Raw genomic sequence first — 22,540 nt, forward strand, 5'->3', positions numbered from 1 at the left:
TCGGAACCACGACGGTTATCTATACGTTATCTACGGGCGGCGTATCGGCCGGCGGCTTGCGGCTGAGCGCGGGCACCTCGACCGTCAGCTCCTCCGACGGCGGCCGCGGTGCGGGCACCTCCACCGTCAGCTCGTCGGCCGGCGACACCGCCGTCGTGCCGGCCGGAGCGGCCGCCGCGGTCGAGCCGGAAGTCGTCGCGGCCGTCGAACCGGGAGCCGCCTCGGAGCCCGAGCCCGCCTTTGCGCCCGAACCCGCCTTTGCGATGGAAGCCGCCTTGGAGCCCGAAGCCGGCGCGGCCTTCTTCGGCGGGCGCGGTGCCGAGGTCGCGGGCGTGGCGCCCAGCGGGCCGAGGAACTTCGGCGCCCACCAGTTCCAGCTGTCCAGCATCGTCATCAGCGCCGGCAGCAGCAGCCCGCGCACCACCGTGACGTCGATGATCACGGCGACCGTCATGCCGACGCCGATCTCCTTCACCGCGACGAGCCCGCCGACCGTGAAGCCGAGGAACACGATGACGATGCAGATCGCCGCCGCGGTCACCACCGGACCCGACTTCGTGATGCCGCGCAGCACCGCCCGGTTGGTGTCGGGGCGCTGGTCGTACTCCTCCTTGATGCGCGCCAGGAGGAACACCTCGTAGTCCATCGAGAGGCCGAAGATGAAGACGAACAGCAGCACCGGGGTCGTCAGGTCGATGCCGCCCCAGGAGTCGAAGAAGAGCGGCAGCTGCCCCCAGCCCCACTGGAACACCACGACCAGGACCCCGAGCGTGGCGATCAGCGTCAGCAGGTTCATCAGGACGGCCTTGAGCGGGATGACCACGGAGCCGGTGAGCAGGAAGAGCACCACGACCGTCACGACGAGGACGATGAGCACCGCGATCGGCAGCCGCCGGGCGAGGGAGTCCTGATAGTCGATGACCTCGGCGCTCGGGCCGGTGACCCACTTCGGGAACGGCGTCGACATGGCCCGCACCTTGCGCACCAGCTCCAGCGACTCCTCCCCGCCGACCTCGCCCTTCGGGGTGAGGTCGAGCACTGTCCAGCCCTTGGGCACGTCGGGCCGGACCTCCTGGCGGAACACCTGGGCGTTGAGCTGGTTGTTGATCTGGTTCATGAACATGCGCACGTCGGCGCGTTCGGGGCCGGCCTGCACCAGCACCACCACGTCCTCGGGGTGGTTGTTGTTGAACTTCTGCTGCAGCGCGTCGTACGCCTGCCGCGCCTCGTTGCTGTGCGGCAGCGCCCGCGCGTCGGAGTTGGCGAAGTTCGCCCCGAGCAGCGGCGCGGCGAGCACCAGCAGCCCGACGGTCACGCCGAGTGCGACCGGTCCCGGCGACTGCTGCGCCTTGGTCGCGAGCCGCGCCAGCAGATCCGTCCTGAAGGTGAACCGTCCCTCGCCGGCCGCCGGAATCCTCTCCTTGGCGAGCGACAGCAGCGCCGGTACCAGCGTCAGAGCGGCAACCGTCGCCAGCACGACGACGGCGGCACCGCCGAGCGCGACGGCGGCGAGCAGCGGCTCGGCGAACACCGTCAGCCCCGCGAGGGTCGCCGCGACCGCGATGCCGGAGATGGCGACCGCCCGGCCGGATCGCGCGACCGCCTCGACGAGCGCCTCGGCCGGCTCGCGCAGCAGCCGCTCCTCGCGGAAGCGGGCGACGATCAGCAGCGAGTAGTCGACGGCGAGCCCGATGCCGAGCAGGGTCACCACGTTGAGGGAGTACTCGCTGACCTTCGTCGCGAAACTCAGGACGAGCAGGAGCAGCAGCGAGCCGGTCACGCCCACCAGCGCCACGGCGAGCGGCAGGCCGGCCGCGATCACCCCACCGAAGATCAGCACGAGCGCGACGAGCAGCGCCACGAGCGCGATGCTCTCGCCGATCGCCAGGTCACGCACCGACTGCTCGCCGAACGCGCGCTCCGCGAGCTTCGTGCCACCGACCGTGACCTTCGGCGCCTCGATCTGCTTGAGGCGAGCCTTGACCTTGTCCTCGAGCTGCTCGCGGGCGTCCTCGCCGAGCGCCGGGTCGAGCTCGACGCGCACCGTCGAGCTCATGTTGTCGGCGCCGATCTGACCGCCGGGGCCGTTGTAGAGGTCGTGGACCTCCTTGACCCCCGCCATGGCCTTGATCTCCTGGCCGGCCTTGGTGACGCTGGCGTTGAGCCCCGGGTCGTAGACGTCTTTGCCCTCGATGACGGCGATCACCATCGAGCCCTCGGGGGCGAGCTCGTCGATGCGCTGCTGGGCGACGGCCGACTCACTGTCGGCGCGGTTGGTGCTGGTGGTGGCGAGCCGGTCGAACAACCCGCCACCGAACACCGCACCCGCCACGGTCACCGCCAGCCACAGGCCGATGACAGGCCAGCGGTAGCGGTCCATGAGCGTGCCCAGTTTCGCGAACATCGGAGTATGCAAGCACGGCGCCCGAGCCGGGCGAAATCCCCCGTGTCGCTAGAGCCCCAGGGACCGAGAGATGATCATCCGCTGGACCTCTGAGGTGCCCTCGCCGATCTCGAGGATCTTCGCGTCCCGCCACATCCGGGCGACCGGGGTCTCATTCATGAAGCCGTAACCGCCGTGGACCTGGGTCGCCTCACGGGCGTTGGTGACCGCGGCGTCGCTGGCCTGCAGCTTGGCGATGGCCGCCTGCCGCTTGAACTCGCGGCCGCTGACCAGGCGGGACGCGGCGTCGTAGTAGGCCAGCCGGGCGGTGTGCGCCCTGGCCTCCATGTCGGCGAGCTTGAACTGGATCGCCTGGTACTCCCCGATCGCCTTGCCGAACGCGCGGCGCTGCTTGGCGTAGGCGACCGACTCGTCGACGCAGCCCTGGGCCAGGCCCACCCCGAGCGCCGCGAACGCGACCCGGCCCTCGTCGAGGATCTGCAGGAACTGGGCATAGCCGCGGCCGCGCTCGCCGAGCAGGTTGGCGGCCGGCACCCGGACGTCGTCGAAGCTCAGCTCGTGCGTGTCGGAGGCGCACCAGCCGACCTTGGAGTAGCCGGGCTGGACGGTGAAGCCCGGGGTGCCGCTCGGCACGATGATCGCCGAGAGCTCCTTGGAGCCGTCAGGGTTGACGCCGGTGACCGCGGTGACGGTCACCAGTGCGGTGATGTCGGTGCCGGAGTTGGTGATGAACGCCTTGGAGCCGTTGATCACCCATTCGCCGGTGGCCTCGTCGAGCACGGCCCTGGTCTGGGTGCCGCCGGCGTCGGAGCCGGCGCCGGGCTCGGTGAGGCCGAACGCGGCCAGCGCCTCACCGGAGACGAGCCGCGGCAGCCAGTGGGCCTTCTGCTCGTCGGTGCCGAACCGGTAGATCGGCATGGCGCCGAGGGAGATGCCGGCCTCCAGGGTGACGGCGACGGAGGAGTCGACCCGGGCCAGCTCCTCCAGGGCGACGCAGAGGGCGAAGTAGTCGCCGCCCATGCCGCCGTACTGCTCGGGGAAGGGCAGCCCGAACAGGCCCATCTTGCCCATCTGGCGCACCACGTCGTACGGGAACGCGTGCCGCTCGTAGTAGTCGCCGATGACGGGTGCGACGACGTCGTTGGCGAACTCGCGGACGCTGAGGCGGAGGGCTTCGAGATCCTCGCCGAGGGTGAAGTCGACCATGACAGGTGCCTCTCAGACGGGCGTCACGCCGTGGCGACGGCGCGAGAATTGACGGTTCTTGCCGGCAGCGGCGGCGAAGCGGCGGGTCAGCTCGTGGCGCAGCGCGCCCGGCTCGACGACCGTGTCGACCACCAGCTCACTGGCCAGGCGCATGATGTCGATGTCGCGCTCGTACTCGGCGCGCCTGTCCGCGACGAACGCGGCGCGGGTCTCGTCGTCGGGCAGGGCGGCGATCTTGTTCGCGTACACCGCGTTGACCGCGGCTTCGGCGCCCATGACGGCGATCTTGGCGGTGGGCAGCGCGATCGTGGCGTCGGGCTCGAAGCCCGGGCCGGCCATCGCGTACAGGCCGGCGCCGTACGCCTTGCGGACCACGACACAGATCTTGGGCACGGTCGCCTCGGAGATCGCGGTGATCATCTTGGCGCCATGCCGGATGATGCCCTGCTTCTCCACCGCCGAGCCGACCATGAAGCCGGGCACGTCGGCGAGGAACAGCAGGGGCACGTTGAACGCGTCGCAGAGCTGCACGAACCGGGTCGCCTTGTCGGCGGAGTCGACGAAGAGCACCCCGCCCTTGAACATCGAGTTGTTGGCCACCACGCCCACCGGCTTGCCGTCGATGCGGGCGAACCCGGTGGTGAGCTCGCGCGCCCACAGCGCCTGGATCTCGAAGAACGAGCCCTCGTCGACGAGACCCTTGACGAACCGGCGCATATCGAATGCCTGGCGCTCGCTGGCGGGGATCTCGGGCAGGCCCGTGGCGTCGGCCGCGGCGGCGACCGGAGCGGGCATCGTCCAGTTGGACGGCAGGTACGACAGGTACCGCCGGACCGTCTCGATCGCGTCGGCCTCGGTCTTGCACAGGAAGTGCCCGACGCCGGACTCCGCGCAGTGCACCCGCGCGCCGCCCATGGCCTCCAGGGTGGTCTTCTCGCCGGTGACCATCTCGACCATGCGGTCGGAGCCGAGGTACATCGAGGCGTTGCCCTCGACCATCGCGACGACGTCGCAGAAGGCGGGGATGTAGGCGCCGCCGGCGGCGGACGGGCCGAACAGGGCGCAGGCCTGCGGGATGCTGCCGCTGGCGCGGACCTGGGTGTGGAAGATGCGCCCGGCGCCGCGCCGGCCGGGGAAGAGCTCGACCTGGTCGGTGATGCGGGCGCCGGCGGAGTCCACCAGGTACACCATGGGGACGCCGGTGTCGTAGGCCTGCTCGATGATCCGGATGATCTTTTCGACGGTCCTGGCCCCCCAGGAGCCGGCCTTGACCGTCGAGTCGTTGGCCATCAGGCAGACGGGCCGGCCGTCGACGGTCGCGGTGCCGGTGATGACGCCGTCCGCCGGGAGGCCTTCGGCCATGACGTTGGCGAACAGGCCGTCCTCGACGAAGGTGCCCTCGTCGACGAGCAGCGCGACCCGCTCCCGGGCGAAGAGCTTCCCCCGGTCGGCGTTGGCCTTGTGGTACTTCTCGGCACCGCCGGCCTCGACGCGCTTCCGAAGACCCTCCAGCATGGTGCGACCTCCGCAACGGCTACCTGAACGATCGTTATGCCTAACGATCGTTCAGGTTAGCCGAAGCAGAGGTCAAGTACCAATGGCTCGTCGGGCACGGGTCGGTGTGTACCCGGCGTGGCCCGGGTCCCCCTGCGGATCAGAGGGACCCCGGTACCCGCTGTCAGCAGGAGTACGCGACCGCGCCGCCCTGGCTGGACGCCTGCGAGAAGCCGAACAGGCTGATCGCGTTGCCGCTGATGTTGATCGGCACCTGCAGGGTGGTGTCGAACTGGTTGCCGTTCAGCAGGCCCGCGTTGTAGCCCGTGGTCCAGTCGCTGCAGGAGTTCTTGACCGCGGTGGCGCCGCCGCCGTTGCCGTTGCCCTGGCCGTTGCCGTTGCCGTGGTGGCCGTGGCCCCAACCGCCGTTGTCGTCACCGTTGCCGTTGCCGTTGCCGTCGTAGCCACCGTTGTTCTGGCCGTTGCCGTAACCGCCGTTGTTCTGGCCGTTGCCGTAGCCGCCGTTGTTGTTGCCGGCGCCGTTGCCGTAGCCGCCGTTGTTGGCGGTGCCGGTGCCGGCGCCGTTGCCGCGGCCGTGCTCCTTCTTGGTCTTGGCCTTGCCGTGCGACGCCGAGGCGCCGTGCGACGCCGAGGCGCCGTGCGAGCTCATGTTGCTGGCGTTGCCCGCGGCGTTGCCGTACGCGTTCGGGTTGGCGTGGCTGGTGCCGTCGCCGTAGCCGCCGTTGCTGTCGGCGTCGTCGTCGCCGTAGCCGCCGTTGCTGTCAGCGTCGTCGTCGCCGTAGCCGCCGTTGCCGCCGCCGTTGTTGTCCCAGTCGTCGTCCCAGTCGCCGTTGCCGCCGCCGTTGCCGTGGTGGCCGTGGCCGTGACCGTTGCCGTTGCCCTGGCCGTTGCCGCCGCCCCAGCCGTCGCCGTCGCCGTCGACGGCGACCGCGCCGCCGCCGCAGGAGGCGCTGGAGAAGCCGAGCACCGCGATGGCGTTGCCGCAGACGTTGATCGGCGCCTGGATCGTGGTGTCGAACTGGTTGCCGTTGAGCAGGCCCGCGTTGTAGCCGGTGGTCCAGTCCTCGGTGGTGGCGCTCTCGGTGGAGGCGCTCTCGCCCTTGACCGCCCAGGCACCGCCGGCGCTCTGGGCGCTGGAGAAGCCGAACAGGCTGATCGCGTTGCCGCTCAGGTTGACCGGCACCTGCAGGGTGGTGTCGAGCTGGTTGCCGTTGAGCAGGCCGGCGTTGTAGCCCGAGGTCCAGTCCTCGGTACGGTTGCCGGTGCTCTCGGTGTAGTCGCCCGCGGCGTCGGCGTCGTAGCCACCGTTGCTGCCCGCGTTGTAGCCACCGTTGCTGTTGCCGTTGCCGCCACCGTGCCCGTGACCGCGGCCGTGGCCGTGGCCGTTGCCGCCGCCGTTGCCGCCGCCCCAGCCGTCACCGTCGACGGCGGCCGCGCCGCCCTGGCTCGACGCGCTGGCGAAGCCCAGGACGCCGATCGCGTTGCCACTGACGTTGACCGGCACCTGGAGGGTGGTGTCGAACTGGTTGCCGTTGGCGACACCGGCGTTGTACCCGGTGGTCCAGTCCTCGGTCGTCGCGCTCTCGGTGTCGACCGCCATGGCGCCGCCGCCGCAGGACGCGTCGGCGAAGCCGAGCACCGCGATCGAGTTGCCGCAGACGTTGACCGGCAGCTGGAGGGTGGTGTCGAACTGATTGCCGTTCAGCAGGCCGGCGTTGTAGCCAGTCGTCCAGTCGGCGTGCGCGGCCCCGCCCGAGATGAGCAGGAAGCCCGCGGAAAGCACGCCCACGTTGAGCGACTTACGAACCCACGTCTTCATGGTGAAAGTGAGACCCTTCGGTAGGTGTTTCTGTTCAGTGCTGCTTGCGTGGGCGCGGATCGGAGCCGCGAAACCTGCGTGCGGGCAGGCTCTGCCCGGCTCCGCCCTGTCGACGTGCGCCCGGATGGTGCGTGTTCGGTGGTGCGAGATGCCGCGATGTGGTCGAGGCGGGTCTACGGACCCTGGCTGGCTCCGGCTCGGCCCGCTTCGCGTCGCGTCGGCTGGCCGGCCGGCCTCAGTCAGGTGAGACTGTCGGCTTCTCGGCTGCGAGCAGCCGCAGCTCGGCGTCGTCGACCGCGTCCAGCCGGAAGGTGAGCACCTTCGTGCCGGCCGGTGCGGCGGGCAGCGTGGCGGTGGCGCCACCGTCGTGGTTGAGGCCTGGGACGGTGCCCGGGGCTCCCGAGGTGACACCGACCGCCGGCGCCGGGACGGGCGCCGGGCGGGGCAGCAGCGGCACGTGGCGCGTGCCCTGCGCATCGGTCCGGTCCGCGACCGGCTTCACGTGCGTGGCGTCACCGGCGTCGAGCCGGTCGAGCTGGTCCGAGGCACGTGACACGACGACGCGCGTCGAGTCGACGCCGGCACCGGAGGTGCCGGTCGCCGCGGCCACGACGTCGTCTGTTGACCCGACGCCGACCGGCACGGCCTGGACGGCCGGCTCCTGCGTCTGCGTCCTGCGGGCGTTCGTGATGCCGGCTTTTGCCGGCCTCTTGGTGCGTGAGTTCGTGGCGCTCGACGCGTTCACCGTCGTCAAGCGGGGCATCCTGCCGGATGCCGGAGTGGCGGCTTGGTCGGCCGCCTTGTCCGTGACCCCGCCGGTGGTGGTCAGGACGGTGCCCGTCACCGGTCGCAGGACGGTCAGCACCGTCCCGGTGAGCAGGTCACGCTTCGACTCGTGCGTCGCCCCGCCGGAGGGCACACCGGTGGACCCGATGTGACCGCCGGAGGCGCCGTGACGGTTGCCACCGGCACCGAGGTCGAGCAGGTCGAGTCCTGCACCGCCGCCGCCGGTGACCAGGTTGGTCACCGGGCCGAGCAGGGACGTCACGGACCCGAAACCGTCGGCGCCCGCCGACTCGGAGGCCTGCGCCGCCGACGCCGACAGCAGCCAGGCCACGCCGGCGAAGCCGGCGACGACCAGACCCTTGACGGCGAGGCGGGCAGCAGAACGGGCACAGCGGGCCGTGCGCGGGTTGCGCTCGCTCCTCGACTGGGCCATGTCTGCCTCTCAGTACGGGCTCAATGCCGGGCTTGTCGCCCGACATGTGACTGTTTCCGTACTGAGCAACGAACCGCCCCGGCCGGGGACACGCCACTATCCCGGCGAATCGGACACAAGTGGGGCGACGGGCGTCAGAAAGGGATTCGCGGACCGGCCTTGAGCACCCCCGACGGCAGCTCCCGCCCGACGATCTCCTGGGCCGTCGCGGCCGCCTCGATCAGCGCCTTGAGGTCGATGCCGGTCTCGTAGCCCATGTCGTGCAGCATGTGCACGACCTCCTCGGTGGCGACGTTGCCGGTGGCGCCCGGCGCGTACGGGCAGCCGCCGAGCCCGCCGACGCTCGCGTCGAACTCGGTGATCCCCAGCCGCATCGCGGTGAGGATGTTGGCCAGCGCCGCGCCCCGGGTGTTGTGGAAGTGCAGCAGCAGCGGCACGTCGGGGTGCCGGTCACGCACGAGGCCGACCACGTCCTGCACCCGGCGCGGCGTCGCCATGCCGGTCGTGTCGCCGAACGCGATCCGGTCGGCGCCGTCGGCGATCACCCGGTCCACGATGCCGGCCACCCGTTGGGGGTCGATGTCACCCTCGAACGGGCACCCGAAGCTCGTCGAGATGATCACCTCGGCGGTGGCACCGGCGGCGTGCAGCAACGCGATCAGCTCGGCGATGTCGTCGAGCGACTCGCCGGTCGACCGGTTGACGTTGCGCTGGTTGTGCGTCTCGGACGCCGAGACGACGACCTCGATCTCCCCGAAGCCGGCCTTGAGCGCCCGCTCCGCACCGCGGGAGTTGGGCACCAGCGCGGAGTAGCGGACCGCGGGGTTCTTGTGCGCGGCCGCCCACACCTCGTCGGCGTCGGCCATCTGCGGGATCGCCTTCGGGTGGACGAACGAGACCGCCTCGATCCGGCCGACCCCGGTCGCCGACAGCGCGTCGAGCAGCCGGACCTTGGCCCCGGCCGGGACCGGGTCCTCGTTCTGCAGGCCGTCGCGGGGCCCGACCTCACGGATGGAAATGAAGCTCAACGCGCACCTCCCTGGCGCATGCGGCCCACGATGCCGGTGTCGTAGTCGCCGGAGACGAACTCGGCGTTGTCGAGCAGCTCGGCGAAGAACGGCAGGTTGACCTTCGGCCCGACGACCTCGAACCCGGCGACCGCGGTCCGCAGCCTCGCCAGCGCGTCGGCGCGGTCGGTGCCGTGCACGACGAGCTTCGCCATCAGCGAGTCGTAGCTGGGCGTGACGACGGTGCCCGGCCCGTACCCCGCGTCGACGCGCACGCCGTCGCCGGTCGGCTCGACCCAGGACGTGATCGCCCCGGGGCCGGGCAGGAAGCGCTTCGGGTCCTCGGCGTTGACCCGCACCTCGATGGCGTGCCCGGTCACCGTCAGCGCGTCGGGGTCGAAGGTCGGCGCGAGGCCGGACGCGACCCGCAGCTGCTGCTCGACCAGGTCGATGCCGAACACGGCCTCGGTGATCGGGTGCTCGACCTGCAGCCGGGTGTTCATCTCCAGGAAGAAGAACTGCCCGGACGTCGGATCGAACAGGCACTCGACGGTGCCGGCATTGCGGTAGTCGACGGCCTGACCGGCGCGCACGGCGGCGGCGAGCAGGTCGGCGCGCTGCCGCGGGTCCAGAGCCGGCGACGGCGTCTCCTCGACGAGCTTCTGGTTGCGCCGCTGCACCGAGCACTCGCGCTCACCGAGGGCGACGACCCGACCGTCGGCGAGGCCGAGGATCTGCACCTCGATGTGGCGGACCCGGGGGAAGTACCGCTCGATGAGCACCGAGCCGTCGCCGAACATCCGCTCGGCGAAGGCGCGGACCTTCTCGTACTCCGTGCGCAGGGCGGCCTCGTCGGCGGCGACGGCCATGCCCATGCCCCCACCGCCGGCGGCGGCCTTCACCATCACCGGGTAGCCGATCCCGGCCGCGGCGGCGGCCGCGTCGTCGGCCGTGGTGGCGGGGTCGGTGGTGCCCGGCGCCACCGGCACCCCGGCGGCGGCCATCAGGTTCCGCGCGTTGATCTTGTCGCCCATCGCGGCGATCGCCTCCGGACCGGGCCCGACCCAGATGAGCCCGTGCTCCACGACGGCGGCGGCGAAGGCCGCGTTCTCCGACAGGAAGCCGTAGCCGGGGTGGATCGCCTCCGCGCCGGTCGACTTGGCCGCGGCCAGGATGGCTTCGGTGTTGCGGTACGACTGGGCCGGGTTGGCCGGGCCGATCAGCACCGCTTCGTCGGCCTCACCGACGAAGGGCAGCGCGGCGTCGGCCTCGGAATACACCGCGATGGTGCGGATCCCCAGCCGGCGTGCGGTGCGGATGATCCGCCTGGCGATCTCCCCGCGGTTGGCGACGAGCAGAGCACTCAACATGCGGAGCGTCTCCTGTGGATAACTCTGTGGGTTTGAACGTAACCAGGTTGTGGATAACGCCGGGACGTCACCCGGTCGAGGTCATCCCTGCAGCGCGGAGAGGGTCGCCGCGCGCAGCAGCTCCGCGCGCCGGACCCGGTCGACCTCGCCGCCGAGGAACGGCGTGGAGTTCATGAGACCGAAGGCGGCGTGCGCGAGGACCCGGGCCTCGCCGGCGTCCAGCTCGCCGCGCAGCACGGTGAGCGTGTTGACCCACTCCTCGACGTAGAGGCGCTGGAGGCGGCGGATCTGCCGCCGCGGCTCCTCGGGCAGCCGGTCGAGCTCGTGCAGGTGCAGGGCGATGACCGCCGGATTGGCCAGGGCGAACTCGACGTGGAAGTCGACCAGGGCGGCCAGCGCCGCGGCCGGGTCGTCCGACGCCTCGGCGATGCGCGCCTTGCCGCCGGCGAGCAGCTGCTCGCTGACCGGGATGAGGGCGGCCGCCAGCATCGCCTCCTTGCCGGCGAAGTGGTGGTAGAGCGCCGGGCCGGTCACGCCGGCCGCCGCACCGATGTCGTCCATCGAGACGCCGTGGTAGCCACGGGTCGCGAACAGCCCCACGGCGATCTCGAGGATCTCCTCGCGCCGTGAGCGGCGGCGTTGTCCGGCGGGGCCGGCGCCGCGGGTCTGTGCAGGTGGGCGGACGGCCGATTGTTCCAGCGTCATGGGCAAAGCCTAACCTCGTGTCAAGACAGTTGCTGAACGGTCGTTAAGTTCATCACTGCTCGAGATGGCGCCGGCGGATCTCCGCGGCCTCCGCCGGGCGGTCCAGCGCCTCCAGGGCCTCGGCCAGCATCCAGGCCGCATTCTGCCCGGCCTGGGAGCCGGTGGGTGCCGCGCCGAGCACCGAGCGCAGCAGCGGCTCGGCCGGTGCCGGCTCGCCGGCGCGCATGAGCAGCTCGGCGTGCAGCAGGTCGGCCTCCAGGGCCTCGCCGAACGCGCCGATGTCCCGCAGCGTGCCCGCCGCGCCGGTGACCCGGGCCAGGGCCTCAGTGCCTTGACCCGCGCCGAGGTGCACGCGCGCCGCGTCGCAGTCGAGCATCGCCCGGTGCCACACGAGCCACGCCTCGGACCCGTCCACCGTCGACGTCAACGACTGGACGAGCGCGTCGGCCTCGGCCAGCGCCACGAGCGACTCCTCGACGCTACCCGCCCAACGCAGCGCGAGCGCCCGCATCCGGCGGTTGTACAGCTCGGCCTGGACCACTCCGGCCGCCTCGAACGCGGCCGCCGCCGCGGCGAACCGCTCGGCCGCCTGGGCGTCGCGGTCGGCCCGGTAGAGCAGCTGGGCCGCCTCCTGCAGCATCCGGCCCCGGGCCGGCAGGTTGTCGAACCCGTCGAGGTTGCCGGCGAGCGTCTCCAGCAGCGCCAGCGCCTGGTCGGGCTCGTCGAGCTCGCGGTAGACCCGCGACAGCAGATACCGGGTCCGGTCGGCGTGGTCCTGGGCGCCGATGCGGTCCAGCACGTCGATGGCGCTCTCCGCCGCCTCCGCCGCGTCGAGCGGCTGGCCGGCCTGCTCATACGCGCTGGCCAGGTCGAAGCGCAGGACCGCCGCCGGGGCGTCCTCGCCGTGCGCCACGTGGTCGGCGATCGCCTCGACCAGGTCGTCGACCGCCTCGCCCGGCCGGTCCGCGGCGAGCCGGGCCCGGGCCCGGCCGACCAGCGCCGACAGCCGCGGGTCGCGCTCGACGGCGGCGCCGAGCGCGGCGTCGAACGCCTCCACCGCGGCGTCGAACCGCTCCAGGTTCGCCAGCGCGTGGCCGTGGATCAGCGCTGCCAGGGCGACCGGTGGCGGGTCGCCGAGCCGGGCGTACTGCTCGCGGCAGTCGGCGGCGGCCGCCGCGGCTTCTTCGAACCGCTCGAGCACCAGCAGGCACCGGGCCCGCCGGCCGGCCAGCTCGGCCCGCAGCGCCGGCCGGGCCGGCTCCTCGGCGAGGGCGGCGTCGACCGCGGCGAGCGCCTCGTCGAGCCGGTCGAGCGCCAGCAGCGGATACTCCAGGCGCAGCCGCGCCTCGGCCCGCACGTCGGCGTCGCCGACCGCCAGGATCCGCTCGGTGACCCCGGTGAGCTGGGCCAGGACCTCTTCCTGCCGGTCCTCGGCGTCCGGGGCGAGGACCGCACGGGCCTCGGCGACCAGCGCGGACAGCTCGTCACCCAGCGCGCGGTATCCGGCGACCGCCTCCCGGAAGGCGGCCTCGGCCTGCTCCGGCTCCTGGTCGACGCCCGCCATCCGGCCGCGGCCCTCCACGCGCCGCACCGCGAGCGGGAACGGCGGCTCGGGGTGCAGCTCGTCGAAGCGCTGCCACGCGGCACGTGCCTCGGTGAAGCGGTACTCGTCGAACAGCTCCTCGGCGCGGTCGAGCAGCTGCGCCGCGTCGGTCGGCAACGGGCGCGGCGCCCGCGCCGGCGCGGCCGCCGTGACGGTCGCGCCGGCCCGCAGCGTGCGGGCGACGGCGCTGAGCGGCAGGTGCTCCACGATCGGCTCCGCGTGCAGCCGCGCGTCGATGAGCCGGCCGATGTTGGGCGTGCCGTTGCGCGCGTCGAACCGGGCCGCCAGCGCCCGGGCCCGCTCGGCGAGCCGCTCGCCGAGCCGCGGCGCCGGCTCGTCACCGACCAGCACGTCGCCGCCGAGCCGGCCGAGCAGCAGCGCCGCCGCGGCGGAGAACCACATGTCCGCCTGCGGGTGCGGCGCCTTGTCCAGCCAGCTCAGGTGCCGCTCGACGATCTCCAGGCCCCGCGTCTCGTTGCCGGTCCGGGCGCAGAAGACCACGTGCTCGCCGATGCGCTGCAGGTCCGCGAGGTTGCCGCGCAGGCTGCGGTAGGCCCGCCGGTGCGCGTCGGCCGCCTCGCTCAGCCGGCCGGTGCGCAGGTACGGCAGCAGCAGCGACGTCAGGATGGACTGGGGCTGCTCGGCGCAGGTCAGGTGACCGGCCAGCACCGGCTGGGCGAGCGCGACCGCCGCCTCGTCGTCGCCGACGGAGACCAGGTGGTAGACCTTCGACGTGGGGTCGCAGCCGACGCAGTCGGAGTTCTCGTCGCGGGGCGTCGCGCACCACTTCTCGTACCACTCCTCGGCGGCCGGGTCGCCGACGTGCGCGGCCACGGCGTGCCGGTAGGAGTAGACGGCCTGCAGGCTGTGCCCACCGGCGCGGAAGCGGCGCTCCATGTCGTCGAGCACGTCATAGGTGCGCCCGAGCGGCACCTCGGGGAACTTCAGCAGCCCCGACACCATGTACTTGAACTGCCACAGCAGCAGGCTCTCGGCGTGGCGGTCGAAGCGGTCCGGGTGAGCGTCATACTCCGCCCGGCACCAGGAGAACGTCACGAACGACTTCGCCGTCTCCCCGCCGTGCACATACGCCGTGGTCGCCTGCATCCTGGCGGCGAAGCGCAGCTCGTCGAAGCCGCCGGCGTCGGCGTGCTGCACGATCTGCTCGACCAGGGCGATCTGCCCGCTGCCGTAGGGCATGCGGTCGGCCTCGCGCAGCAGGCCCCACAGCTCGTCTTCAGTCTTCATGTGCGACCGCCTTGTTGAGCAGACCCAAAAATGAGCTGTTGAGCAGCGCGGCGTCGGCCGGCCGCAGCGGGTGGTGGCCGAGCAGCAGGGCCTGGCCATACAGGCCCTCGACGGCGAGCCGCACCAGGTCCTCGTCGGCCAGCTCGCTGACCCGCCGCACCAGCGGATTGCGATGGTTGAGCACCAGTTGCGGCCGGTCCTCGTCGTCGGTGCGGGCGAGCGCGTCGAGCACGTCGGCCCATACCTCGTCGACCCGCTCGCGGGTCGCCCGCAGCTCCGCGGCGAACGCGGCCGAGCGGTTGACCAGATACATCGCCGGCAGACCGGCCGGGTCGAACGCCCGCAGGACCACCTCGCAGCCGAGCCGGTCCATGGCCCGCTGGGCCCGCGCCAGGAACGGTCGCTTCGCCAGCTCCAGCCCCGGCTCCAGCGCGTCGAAGTGGGTGGTCAGGTCGCTGGGCTCGACCCGCTCGATGAGCGCGCCCGGCTCGACCAGCGGCAGCCGCTCGATGAGCTGCGCGTCATACACGTAGCCGGCGTTGACCACGGGCATGCCCTGCGCCGCGGCGACCGCGCCGATCTGGCGGAACTCGTCGACCTGGACGGTGTATCGCACCAGGCCGTGCTGGGCCCGGAAGTCGGCGAGGGTCATCCGGCCGGTGTTGGTCTCCATCGGCCACCAGCGCTCGACCAGGCGCAGCATCTCGTCGTCGTGGACGGCGAGCGCCTTCACGCCGAGGTGGTGGATCTCGAGGAACTCCGTCAGCCGGCGCGGGTCGCGGGTGGAGAGCCGGACCAGCCAGCCGCGCAGCTGGTCGCCGAGCGCCTCGCGGGTCGACTCGAGCAGCTGGTCCTCGTAGAGCGCCTCGCGGCTCGCGGTCGGCCGCAGCTCGCCGGCGTCGAACACGCAACGGGCGAAGAACGCCCACTCGGGCAGCACGCCCTCGGCGCCCTCGGCGAGCAGCATCCGCTTCAGGTAGACCCGGTGCCCGGCGCGGGCCGCGGGGTTGGCCGGCGTGGGCAGCACGAACGCGACCCCGGTCAGCCCGGCCTCGGGCACCGCCAGGTCGACGACGTCGAACGGGGTGAACCCGAAGACCTCCTGGCAGTACGCAACGAGCCGCTGCCGGCGGTCGTCGCCGCCCGGCCGCCAGGGCAGGCCGTCGCCGGTGATCGTGGTGTCGCCGACCTCGACGGTCACCGGCAGCAGCGAGCCATACAGCGTGGCAAGCTCGACGACGGTGCGCCGCAGCAGCCACTGGTCGGCGTCGCGCCGCGGCACCAGCGTCACGGTGGTGCCGACCTGCAGCCGGTCCTCGCCGGCGACCGCGACGCTGTAGCGACCGTCGGCGAAGCCGCGCCACAGCACCGTCGGGCTGCCCTCCGCCCTGGTCAGGACGCGGATCTCGTCGGCGACCAGGAAACAGGAGAGCAGGCCGATGCCGAACTGCCCGAGGAAGTCGTGCCTGGCGAAGCCGAAGTCGTCGCGCTTGGAGCTGCGCCCGATCGTGGCCAGGAACTGGTGGACCTGGTCCTCGGTGAGCCCGATGCCGGTGTCGGACACGCGAAGCGTGCCGTCGCCCGTCACGTCCGGCGGGTCGATGCGCACCCGGGCGGGCACCGGCGGGTCCCCGGGACCGGCGGCGGCGCGCCGCGCGGAGATCGCGTCGACGGCATTCTGCAGCAGCTCGCGCACGTAGACACGAGGGCTCGCATAGAGGTGATGACTGAGCAGGTCCACGACCCCGCGCAGGTCCACCTGGAACGTCCGATCCACGGGCGCACGCTACCGCGCCCCACCGACATTCTCCGCCCCGTTCTCAACCGATGACGCGCTCCACGGCGGTCAGGCCGGGCACCGCGACGGTCGCGGTCCTCGCGCCGGTCGACGGATCCAGCCGGTGCACGCCGTCCGGCTGCCCCACGTACAGGTGCGTGCCCGACACGGCGACGCCCTTCGCCTCGCCGGGCAGGGGCCAGGTCGCCCGCACCTCCTTGGTACCGGCATCGAAGACGTGCATCTGCCGGCCCGCCGCGAGGTACGCCGCCGAACCGGACACCGCCAGCCGGGCCCGGCCGGCCACGGGCGGGAACGCCTGCTCGTGCGCGACCACCAGCGCGTCGGCGTCGATGACCGCGAGCACGCCCTTGCCGGCGTCGGCGACCCAGACCTCGCCCGCGTGCTGCGCGATCGTCAGGCCCTCGACCGCCCCGGTGCCGAACGACGTGGGCAGGTCGACGCAGACCGCCCACGCGTCGGCCACGCTGAGCGTGTGCACGAACGCGTGGACGTCGGGCCTGCCGTCGCGCGCGCCGGGGTGCAGCAGGTCCCGCACGTGCTGGTGGTCCGGCTGGTGGCTGTACAGCGTGAAGAGCCGCTCCCGCTTCGGGTCGAAGACGGCCTGGCGCCCCTCGCCGCGCATCTCTTCCTCGGCGCCCTCGGGCACCAGCACCTTCACACCCGCGTTCTGGTTGGGCAGGTTCAGGGCGTTGAGCTGGCCGGCGGCCAGGTCGAGGACCCGCACCCGGTAGTGGTCGGGGTGCTCGGGCGGCAGCATGTCGAGCACGAACAGGCTGGTACCGCCGGAGGAGAAGGCTTCCGGCTGGACGAAGCCCGGCAGCGTGAGCCGGTGCCGCTCGCCCGCCGGCCCGGCGACGACGATCGTGGTCTCCTGCCGCCCGGCAGGGTCGCCGTCGACGAGGGCGACGAGACCCGCGTCCGGCGCGACGGCCGCCAGCCGCCCCGCGCCCCGCACGGTGGTCTGGGCGACCACGTCGCCGGTGGCCGCGTCGCGGGTGACGACCTTCGACGTGCCGGCCTCCGCCACGGTGCTGAGCAGCCGGCGGCCGTCGGCGGTGGCGAGCGCGGCGGCCGGCGCCACGACCCTGCGCCCCGTGCCGGACTCCACCACGGTCAGGCCGTCGGTGACGCCGACGGCGAGCAGTTCACCGGGCTCGACCCGGCTGGGCCGTCCGTCCGACCCGCAGGACGCCACAAGGACGATGCCGCCCAGGCCGAGCAGTTCACGACGCTTCATGTCCAGCACGAGCCCCCGTACGCGAGCGTCGTTCCCGGCGATCATCGACTATTTTCGGCAGGTGGATCTCCGCGCCGCAGTCGACAGCCTGACCGGACTCTCCGTTGGTGACGCGCTGGGCGCGCCCTTCGAGATGCACCCGCCGTTCGAGGACGGCGCGGTGTTCGCACCGCCACCGCCGCCGTGGCGCTGGACCGACGACACCGAGATGGCCTGCACCCTGCTGGAGGGGGTGCGCCGGGACGGCCGGGTCGACCAGCACTGGCTGGCGGCCGCGTTCGCACAGCGGTGGAGCGCCGACCGGGGCTACGGTCGCGGCTCGGTCTCGCTGCTGTCCAGCATCCGCGACGGGGTGCCGTGGCAGACCGCGTCCGCCGCCCTCTTCTCCGGCCGGGGCTCGTCCGGCAACGGCGCGGCGATGCGGGTGGCACCGCTCGGGGCGTTCTTCGCCGACGACCCGGATGTCGCGGTCCGGCAGGCGGCACTGTCGGCGGAGGTCACCCACCGGCACCCGGAGGGGATCTCGGGCGCCGTGGCGGTGGCGCTCGCCTCGTCGCTGACCGCCCGGCACACCCCGCGCGAGTCGCTGCTGCGCATGGTGCTCAACCAGTTGCCGCCGTCCGACGTCCGCGACGGCATCGGCCGGGCGGTGCGGATGTCGGAGAAGGCCGATCCCCGGGACGTCGCCGCCGACCTCGGCAACGGTTCACACGCATTGGCGCAGGACACTGTGCCGTTCGCGCTTTGGGTGGCCGCCACGCATCTCGACGATTACCCGCGGGCGATGGAGGCGTGTGTACAGGCAGGGGGCGACACCGATTCGATGTGCGCGATCGCGGGCGGGATCATCGCGGCACACACCGGGATCGGCGACGACCCGGGGCGGGGGACGATCGGGGTGCCGCCGCAGTGGATCGACCACCGTGAGCCGCTCCCCACTTGGAGCTAAATACTCTACGTGACAACTGAACGATATTTCACCCAAACGATCATGCCCGGAAGGGTTTCTCGAAAGAGGTACTGACCAGCACATTCACCGCAGACCCCCATCCGGGCGTATCAAGGTTTTTTGGCGGGCCCCGGGGTAACAATGTGCTCATGTCACACCCTGCCGCGACCTATCGCCTCGGTATCGTGTCGACCTATCTGCCTCGCCGCTGCGGTCTCGCGACGTACACCGCGGACCTGCGGGAGGCACTTGGTGTCGCCACCGACGATCTGGAAACAGTCGTCGTGGCCATCGACCGTGACGGGCACAGCTACGGTGACGAGGTCGTCGTCACCATCAACCACGACCGCATCGAGGACTACTCCGCCGCTGCCCGCGCGCTGCGCGAGGCCGGCGTCCAGGTCGTGCTGATCCAGCACGAGTACGGGATCTTCGGCGGCACCGACGGCTCACACCTGCTCGAGTTGACCCGCGCGCTCAACGCGTGCGGCATTCCTTACCTGCTGACGCTGCACACCGTGCTGTCGCGGCCCTCGCCCGGTCAGGCGGCGACGCTGCGCGCGTTGTGCGCCAGGGCGGCGAGGGTCACGGTCTTCACCGAAACCGCCCGCCGGGTCGCGATCCGCACCGGCGTCGCCGCCGGTCACCAGCTGATCGTGGTCCCGCACGGCGCGCCCGAGGCGATGCGCCAGCCGCCGGACCCGGCGACGCTGCGCACCGAGCTGCGCGAGCTGCTCGCGAAGGTCGACGGCAAGCCGACGCTCACCACCTTCGGCCTGCTCAGCGAGGGCAAGGGCATCGACATCGCGATCGACGCGCTGGCCGCCGTGGTGAAGGAGCACCCCGACACGCAGTACATCGTGGCGGGCGCGACCCACCCGGAGATCAAGCGCCGCGACGGCGAGGTCTACCGGGAGAGCCTGCAGGGGCGGGTCCAGATGCTCGGGCTCACCGACAACGTGCACTTCGTCGACGCCTTCCTGAAGCTCGACGAGCTGTCGGCGATCCTGCACGCCAGCACGCTGTTCGTCACGCCGTACCGGTCGCCGGAGCAGATCTGCTCGGGTGCGCTGACGTTCGCGCTCGGCGCCGGGCTGCCGGCGGTGTCGACCTCGTACAGCTACGCCGAGGACATGCTCGCCGGCGGCGCCGGCCGGGTGGTGCCGTGCGGCGACGACGCGGCGCTCGCGGCCGAGATCACCGACCTGCTCACCGACACGCGGGCGCTCGCCGCGGCGAAGTCGGTGGCGGAGGCGTGCGCGGCGTGGCTGCCCTGGCCGGCGGTCGCCGCCCGGGAGGCCGAGCTGGTCGCCGACGTGGTGCGCCAGTCGCAGGCGGCCACGGCCCGCCCCGGTCACTCGACCGCGGCCGCGCCGGTGCTCAACCTCACCCACCTGGACCGTCTCACGGACGAGATCGGCATCATCCAGTTCTCCCGCGGCTCGAATCCGGAGCTGGCGTCGGGGTACTGCGTCGACGACGTCGCCCGGCTCGCGATCGTCGCGGCGGACCTGCTGGCGGTCGGTATCGACAGCAAGCAGACCGCGCTGGCGACGCGCTGGCTGCGCCAGTCGGTGCGGTTCCTGACCGCCGCCTACGACCCGTCCGGCGCGATGCACAACGTGCTGAGCTACGGCGGGACCTGGCAGGACTGGCCGCACCTCGGCGACCACGTGGGCCGCGCGGTGTGGGCCCTCGGCGTGCTGGTCGGCACGCCGGCGGTGCCCGACGACATCCGGCGGCCGGCCTCGGCGCTGCTCGACGAGCTGGGCCCGCGCACCGGCCAGCTGCCCGAGCTGGGCCTGCGCACCGCCGCGTACGCGCTGATCGGCCTGGCCCGCGCGGGTCGCAGCGACCAGGCGGCGCCGCTGCTGCGCGCGCTGGACGAGGCGCTGGTGACGACGTCGGTGGTGGACCCGTCCTGGCGCTGGTTCGAGCCGGAGCTGACCTACGACAACGCCCGGCTGCCGCAGGCGATGCTGCTCGGCGCCGCGCTGCTGGAGGACGACGCCGCGGCGGCCCGCGCGATCGCGGCGCTCGACTGGTACGCCCAGCACGTCGGCCTCGCGGACGGCACCCTGCGCTGCGTCGGCAACCGCTGGCACCGGCGGGGTGAGTCGCCGGCGGCCTGGCTCGCCGACGACGGCGACGAGCAGCCGCTGGACGCGGCCGCGATCACCGAGGCGATGGTCGACGCCTGGCACTACACGGCGGACCCGACGACGGCACGGCTGGCGGGCTGGGGCTACTCCTGGTTCCTCGGCCGGAACAGGGCCGGCGCGCGGCTCTACGTCGACGCGTCGGGTGCCTGCCATGACGGTTTGTCTGCTACTGAGCCAAATGGGAACCAGGGCGCCGAGTCCACGCTAGCCTATTACCAAGCGCTGCTCAGCCTGCTCAAGGCCGGTTTGGCCGCTCTGCCCCATCCGGTGGTCGCGACGACACCGGTGCCGACGTCGTTGCCGGTCACCGGTCCGTCCCGGCCGACACCGAACAAGGCACCGACGGGCACCCGGGCCGTCGGGCGGGCGTCGGCCGGCTTCAGCGCGACCGCTCAGCCGCCCCGCTCCCGCACCACGGAGGGCCCCGATGCACTTTGACGCGGAGCTGTTTCACCGGGAACCGACGAACCCCCTGCTGACCGCCGGGGACTGGCCCTATCCGATCAACAGCGTGTTCAACCCGGGCGCCTGCCTGCACAACGGGGACACCATCCTGTTGTGCAGGATCGAGGACAGGCGCGGCATCTCCCACCTGACCGTCGCCCGCAGCAAGGACGGCCGCACCAACTGGGTCGTCGACGCCAAGCCGCTCATCGCCGACGACCCGACCGACCAGCACAGCTGCTGGGGTGTCGAGGATCCGCGGATCACGTACGTGGACGAGTTGGCCGGCTACGTGATCGCCTACACCGCGTACGGGCCGGGCGGCCCCTGCGTGGCGCTCGCCCGCACCGAGGATTTCGAGTCGGTGGAGCCGCTCGGGATCGTCATGCCGCCCGAGGACAAGAACGCCTCGCTGCTGCCGCGCAAGGTCGACGGTCACTACGTGCTCTTCCACCGGCCCGTGTCGGTGCTGTCGGCGCGCGCCGACGTGTGGCTGTCGAAGTCGACCGACCTGCAGGCGTGGACGACGCCCGAGCCGGTCATGCAGTCCCGCTCCGGGCCCTGGTGGGACGCCACCAGGATCGGCATGGGGCCGCCGCCGGTCGAGACGCCGCACGGCTGGCTGTGCGTGTACCACGGCGTCAAGCAGATGGTGGCGACGTCGCTGTACCGCGTCGGCCTGATCATGCTCGACCTGGACGATCCCACGAAGATCATCCGTCGGACGCCGAGCTGGGTGCTGGGCCCCGACGCCGAGTACGAGCGGGTCGGCGACGTGCCCAACGTCGTCTTCCCGACCGGCCTCGTCCACGACGAGGCGCGCGACGAGCTGCGGCTGTACTACGGCGCCGCCGACCTGTGCGTCGCGATGGCGAGCGCCCGCTTCTCCGAGGTGGTCGACTACCTGGTCAGTCTGCCACCCGAGAACGAGTGACCTGCTGACGAGCGCGGTGGACGGCGGCCCCCTGCAGTGGGCCGCCGTCCGTTTGTCGCTACTTCGGGCTGTTGCCTTTAACGACCGGCACCCGCACGAGGTTGCCCCACTCGGTCCACGAGCCGTCGTAGTTGCGCACGTGCCGGTATCCGAGCAGGTGTGTCAGCACGAACCAGGTGTGCGAGGAGCGCTCGCCGATGCGGCAGTAGGCGATGATGTCGTCGTCCGGCGCCAGGCCCAGCTCGTCGGCGTAGATCCTGCGCAGCTCCTCCACCGGCTTGAACGTGCCGTCCTCCTGCGTGGCCTGCTTCCACGGCTTGCTCACGGCGCCCGGGATGTGCCCGCCGCGCAGCGCGCCCTCCTGCGGGTAGTCGGGCATGTGCAGCAGCTCGCCGGTGTATTCGCCGGGTGAACGCACGTCCACCAGCGGCCGGTCCGCGGCGATGTGCGCCAGCACGTCCTCGCGGAAGGCCCGGATCCCGGTGTCGTCCCTGGTCGGCAGCGGATAGGTGGTCTTCGGCCGGTCCGGCACATCCTTGGTGAGGGGCCGGCCCTCGGCGATCCACTTCGCCCGGCCACCGTCGAGGATGCGCAGGTCGCGGTGGCCGAATAGGGAGAACACCCACAGCGCGTAGGTCGCCCACCAGTTGAAGTTGTCGCCGTAGAACACGATGGTGTCGTCGGGTTTGATGCCTTTGGCCTCGCACAGCGCGGCGAACCCCGCCGCGTCGAGATAGTCGCGGGTGACCTGGTCGTTGAGCTCCGTGTGCCAGTCGACCTTCACCGCACCGGGAATGTGGCCGGTGCCGTACAGCAGCACGTCCTCGTCGGACTCGACGACGACGAGGTTGTCCGTGTCTCCGGTCTCCAGGCGCTCGGCCAGCCATTGCGTGGTGACGAGCTTTGTCGCAGCCATA

The 22,540-nt window shown here is 72.1% G+C and carries 15 protein-coding genes; 3 read left to right on the forward strand and 12 right to left on the reverse strand.

What is annotated here, in order from left to right:
* Nucleotides 1–19 precede the first annotated feature (19 nt).
* The 11 genes from OP18_RS17060 to OP18_RS17110 all read right to left on the reverse strand — a co-directional run bounded on the left by OP18_RS17060 (nucleotide 20) and on the right by OP18_RS17110 (nucleotide 17,134).
* Nucleotides 20–2,404: an MMPL family transporter gene (locus tag OP18_RS17060; RefSeq protein WP_063745531.1), complete on the reverse strand. Its 2,385-nt coding sequence runs from the start codon at nucleotides 2,402–2,404 to the stop codon at nucleotides 20–22.
* Nucleotides 2,405–2,452: 48 nt separating this feature from the next.
* Nucleotides 2,453–3,610, reverse strand: a complete 1,158-nt coding sequence (locus OP18_RS17065; RefSeq protein ID WP_033359894.1) for an acyl-CoA dehydrogenase family protein — start codon at nucleotides 3,608–3,610, stop codon at nucleotides 2,453–2,455.
* Nucleotides 3,611–3,622: 12 nt separating this feature from the next.
* Nucleotides 3,623–5,125, reverse strand: coding sequence for an acyl-CoA carboxylase subunit beta (locus OP18_RS17070; protein ID WP_033359895.1), 1,503 nt, complete (start codon nucleotides 5,123–5,125; stop codon nucleotides 3,623–3,625).
* Nucleotides 5,126–5,288: 163 nt separating this feature from the next.
* On the reverse strand, nucleotides 5,289–6,944 hold the full coding sequence (locus OP18_RS52625) for a chaplin family protein (protein WP_162189802.1): 1,656 nt from the start codon (nucleotides 6,942–6,944) through the stop codon (nucleotides 5,289–5,291).
* 235 nt (nucleotides 6,945–7,179) lie between these two features.
* Nucleotides 7,180–8,163, reverse strand: coding sequence for a hypothetical protein (locus OP18_RS58645; protein WP_033359896.1), 984 nt, complete (start codon nucleotides 8,161–8,163; stop codon nucleotides 7,180–7,182).
* A gap of 134 nt (nucleotides 8,164–8,297) precedes the next feature.
* Nucleotides 8,298–9,191, reverse strand: a complete 894-nt coding sequence (locus OP18_RS17085; protein ID WP_033359897.1) for a hydroxymethylglutaryl-CoA lyase — start codon at nucleotides 9,189–9,191, stop codon at nucleotides 8,298–8,300.
* Nucleotides 9,188–10,540 carry an acetyl-CoA carboxylase biotin carboxylase subunit gene (locus OP18_RS17090; protein WP_033359898.1) on the reverse strand — a complete coding sequence of 451 codons (1,353 nt, stop codon included), beginning with the start codon at nucleotides 10,538–10,540 and terminating at the stop codon, nucleotides 9,188–9,190. Before OP18_RS17090 ends, OP18_RS17085 begins: the two co-directional genes overlap by 4 nt.
* A gap of 81 nt (nucleotides 10,541–10,621) precedes the next feature.
* The gene (locus OP18_RS17095; protein ID WP_033359899.1) at nucleotides 10,622–11,245 is read right to left on the reverse strand and encodes a TetR/AcrR family transcriptional regulator; all 624 of its coding nucleotides are present in this window, start codon (nucleotides 11,243–11,245) and stop codon (nucleotides 10,622–10,624) included.
* Nucleotides 11,246–11,297: 52 nt separating this feature from the next.
* Nucleotides 11,298–14,096 carry a hypothetical protein gene (locus OP18_RS17100; protein ID WP_033359900.1) on the reverse strand — a complete coding sequence of 933 codons (2,799 nt, stop codon included), beginning with the start codon at nucleotides 14,094–14,096 and terminating at the stop codon, nucleotides 11,298–11,300.
* A complete protein-coding gene (locus tag OP18_RS17105; protein WP_033359901.1) occupies nucleotides 14,086–15,873 on the reverse strand; it encodes an HSP90 family protein in 1,788 nt (595 codons plus the stop codon). Before OP18_RS17105 ends, OP18_RS17100 begins: the two co-directional genes overlap by 11 nt.
* A gap of 43 nt (nucleotides 15,874–15,916) precedes the next feature.
* Nucleotides 15,917–17,134 carry a YncE family protein gene (locus tag OP18_RS17110; RefSeq protein WP_052386856.1) on the reverse strand — a complete coding sequence of 406 codons (1,218 nt, stop codon included), beginning with the start codon at nucleotides 17,132–17,134 and terminating at the stop codon, nucleotides 15,917–15,919.
* Here OP18_RS17110 and OP18_RS17115 point away from each other — a divergent pair.
* From OP18_RS17115 to OP18_RS17125, 3 genes are all read left to right on the forward strand, one after another.
* Nucleotides 17,133–18,083: an ADP-ribosylglycohydrolase family protein gene (locus OP18_RS17115; protein ID WP_081970827.1), complete on the forward strand. Its 951-nt coding sequence runs from the start codon at nucleotides 17,133–17,135 to the stop codon at nucleotides 18,081–18,083. The genes OP18_RS17110 and OP18_RS17115 overlap by 2 nt on opposite strands.
* A 185-nt stretch (nucleotides 18,084–18,268) precedes the next feature.
* On the forward strand, nucleotides 18,269–20,683 hold the full coding sequence (locus OP18_RS17120; RefSeq protein WP_162189803.1) for a glycosyltransferase: 2,415 nt from the start codon (nucleotides 18,269–18,271) through the stop codon (nucleotides 20,681–20,683).
* Entirely contained in the window at nucleotides 20,673–21,623 is a 951-nt protein-coding gene (locus OP18_RS17125) for a glycoside hydrolase family 130 protein (RefSeq protein WP_033359903.1), read from the forward strand. The genes OP18_RS17120 and OP18_RS17125 overlap by 11 nt, the downstream gene beginning before the upstream one ends.
* A gap of 58 nt (nucleotides 21,624–21,681) precedes the next feature.
* Here OP18_RS17125 and OP18_RS17130 read toward each other — a convergent pair whose 3' ends face one another.
* On the reverse strand, nucleotides 21,682–22,539 hold the full coding sequence (locus OP18_RS17130; RefSeq protein WP_052386857.1) for a sulfurtransferase: 858 nt from the start codon (nucleotides 22,537–22,539) through the stop codon (nucleotides 21,682–21,684).
* Nucleotide 22,540: the final 1 nt, after the last annotated feature.

Source organism: Dactylosporangium aurantiacum (genome assembly GCF_000716715.1).
Lineage (GTDB): Bacteria > Actinomycetota > Actinomycetes > Mycobacteriales > Micromonosporaceae > Dactylosporangium > Dactylosporangium aurantiacum.

Coding starts and splice junctions, on each gene's coding strand:
- OP18_RS17060 (WP_063745531.1), bottom strand. CDS start 2,404: ATGTTCGCGAAACTGGGCACGCTCATGGACCGCTACCGCTGGCCTGTC.
- OP18_RS17065 (WP_033359894.1), bottom strand. CDS start 3,610: ATGGTCGACTTCACCCTCGGCGAGGATCTCGAAGCCCTCCGCCTCAGC.
- OP18_RS17070 (WP_033359895.1), bottom strand. CDS start 5,125: ATGCTGGAGGGTCTTCGGAAGCGCGTCGAGGCCGGCGGTGCCGAGAAG.
- OP18_RS52625 (WP_162189802.1), bottom strand. CDS start 6,944: ATGAAGACGTGGGTTCGTAAGTCGCTCAACGTGGGCGTGCTTTCCGCG.
- OP18_RS58645 (WP_033359896.1), bottom strand. CDS start 8,163: ATGGCCCAGTCGAGGAGCGAGCGCAACCCGCGCACGGCCCGCTGTGCC.
- OP18_RS17090 (WP_033359898.1), bottom strand. CDS start 10,540: ATGTTGAGTGCTCTGCTCGTCGCCAACCGCGGGGAGATCGCCAGGCGG.
- OP18_RS17095 (WP_033359899.1), bottom strand. CDS start 11,245: ATGACGCTGGAACAATCGGCCGTCCGCCCACCTGCACAGACCCGCGGC.
- OP18_RS17100 (WP_033359900.1), bottom strand. CDS start 14,096: ATGAAGACTGAAGACGAGCTGTGGGGCCTGCTGCGCGAGGCCGACCGC.
- OP18_RS17115 (WP_081970827.1), top strand. CDS start 17,133: ATGTCCAGCACGAGCCCCCGTACGCGAGCGTCGTTCCCGGCGATCATC.
- OP18_RS17110 (WP_052386856.1), bottom strand. CDS start 17,134: ATGAAGCGTCGTGAACTGCTCGGCCTGGGCGGCATCGTCCTTGTGGCG.
- OP18_RS17125 (WP_033359903.1), top strand. CDS start 20,673: ATGCACTTTGACGCGGAGCTGTTTCACCGGGAACCGACGAACCCCCTG.
- OP18_RS17130 (WP_052386857.1), bottom strand. CDS start 22,539: ATGGCTGCGACAAAGCTCGTCACCACGCAATGGCTGGCCGAGCGCCTG.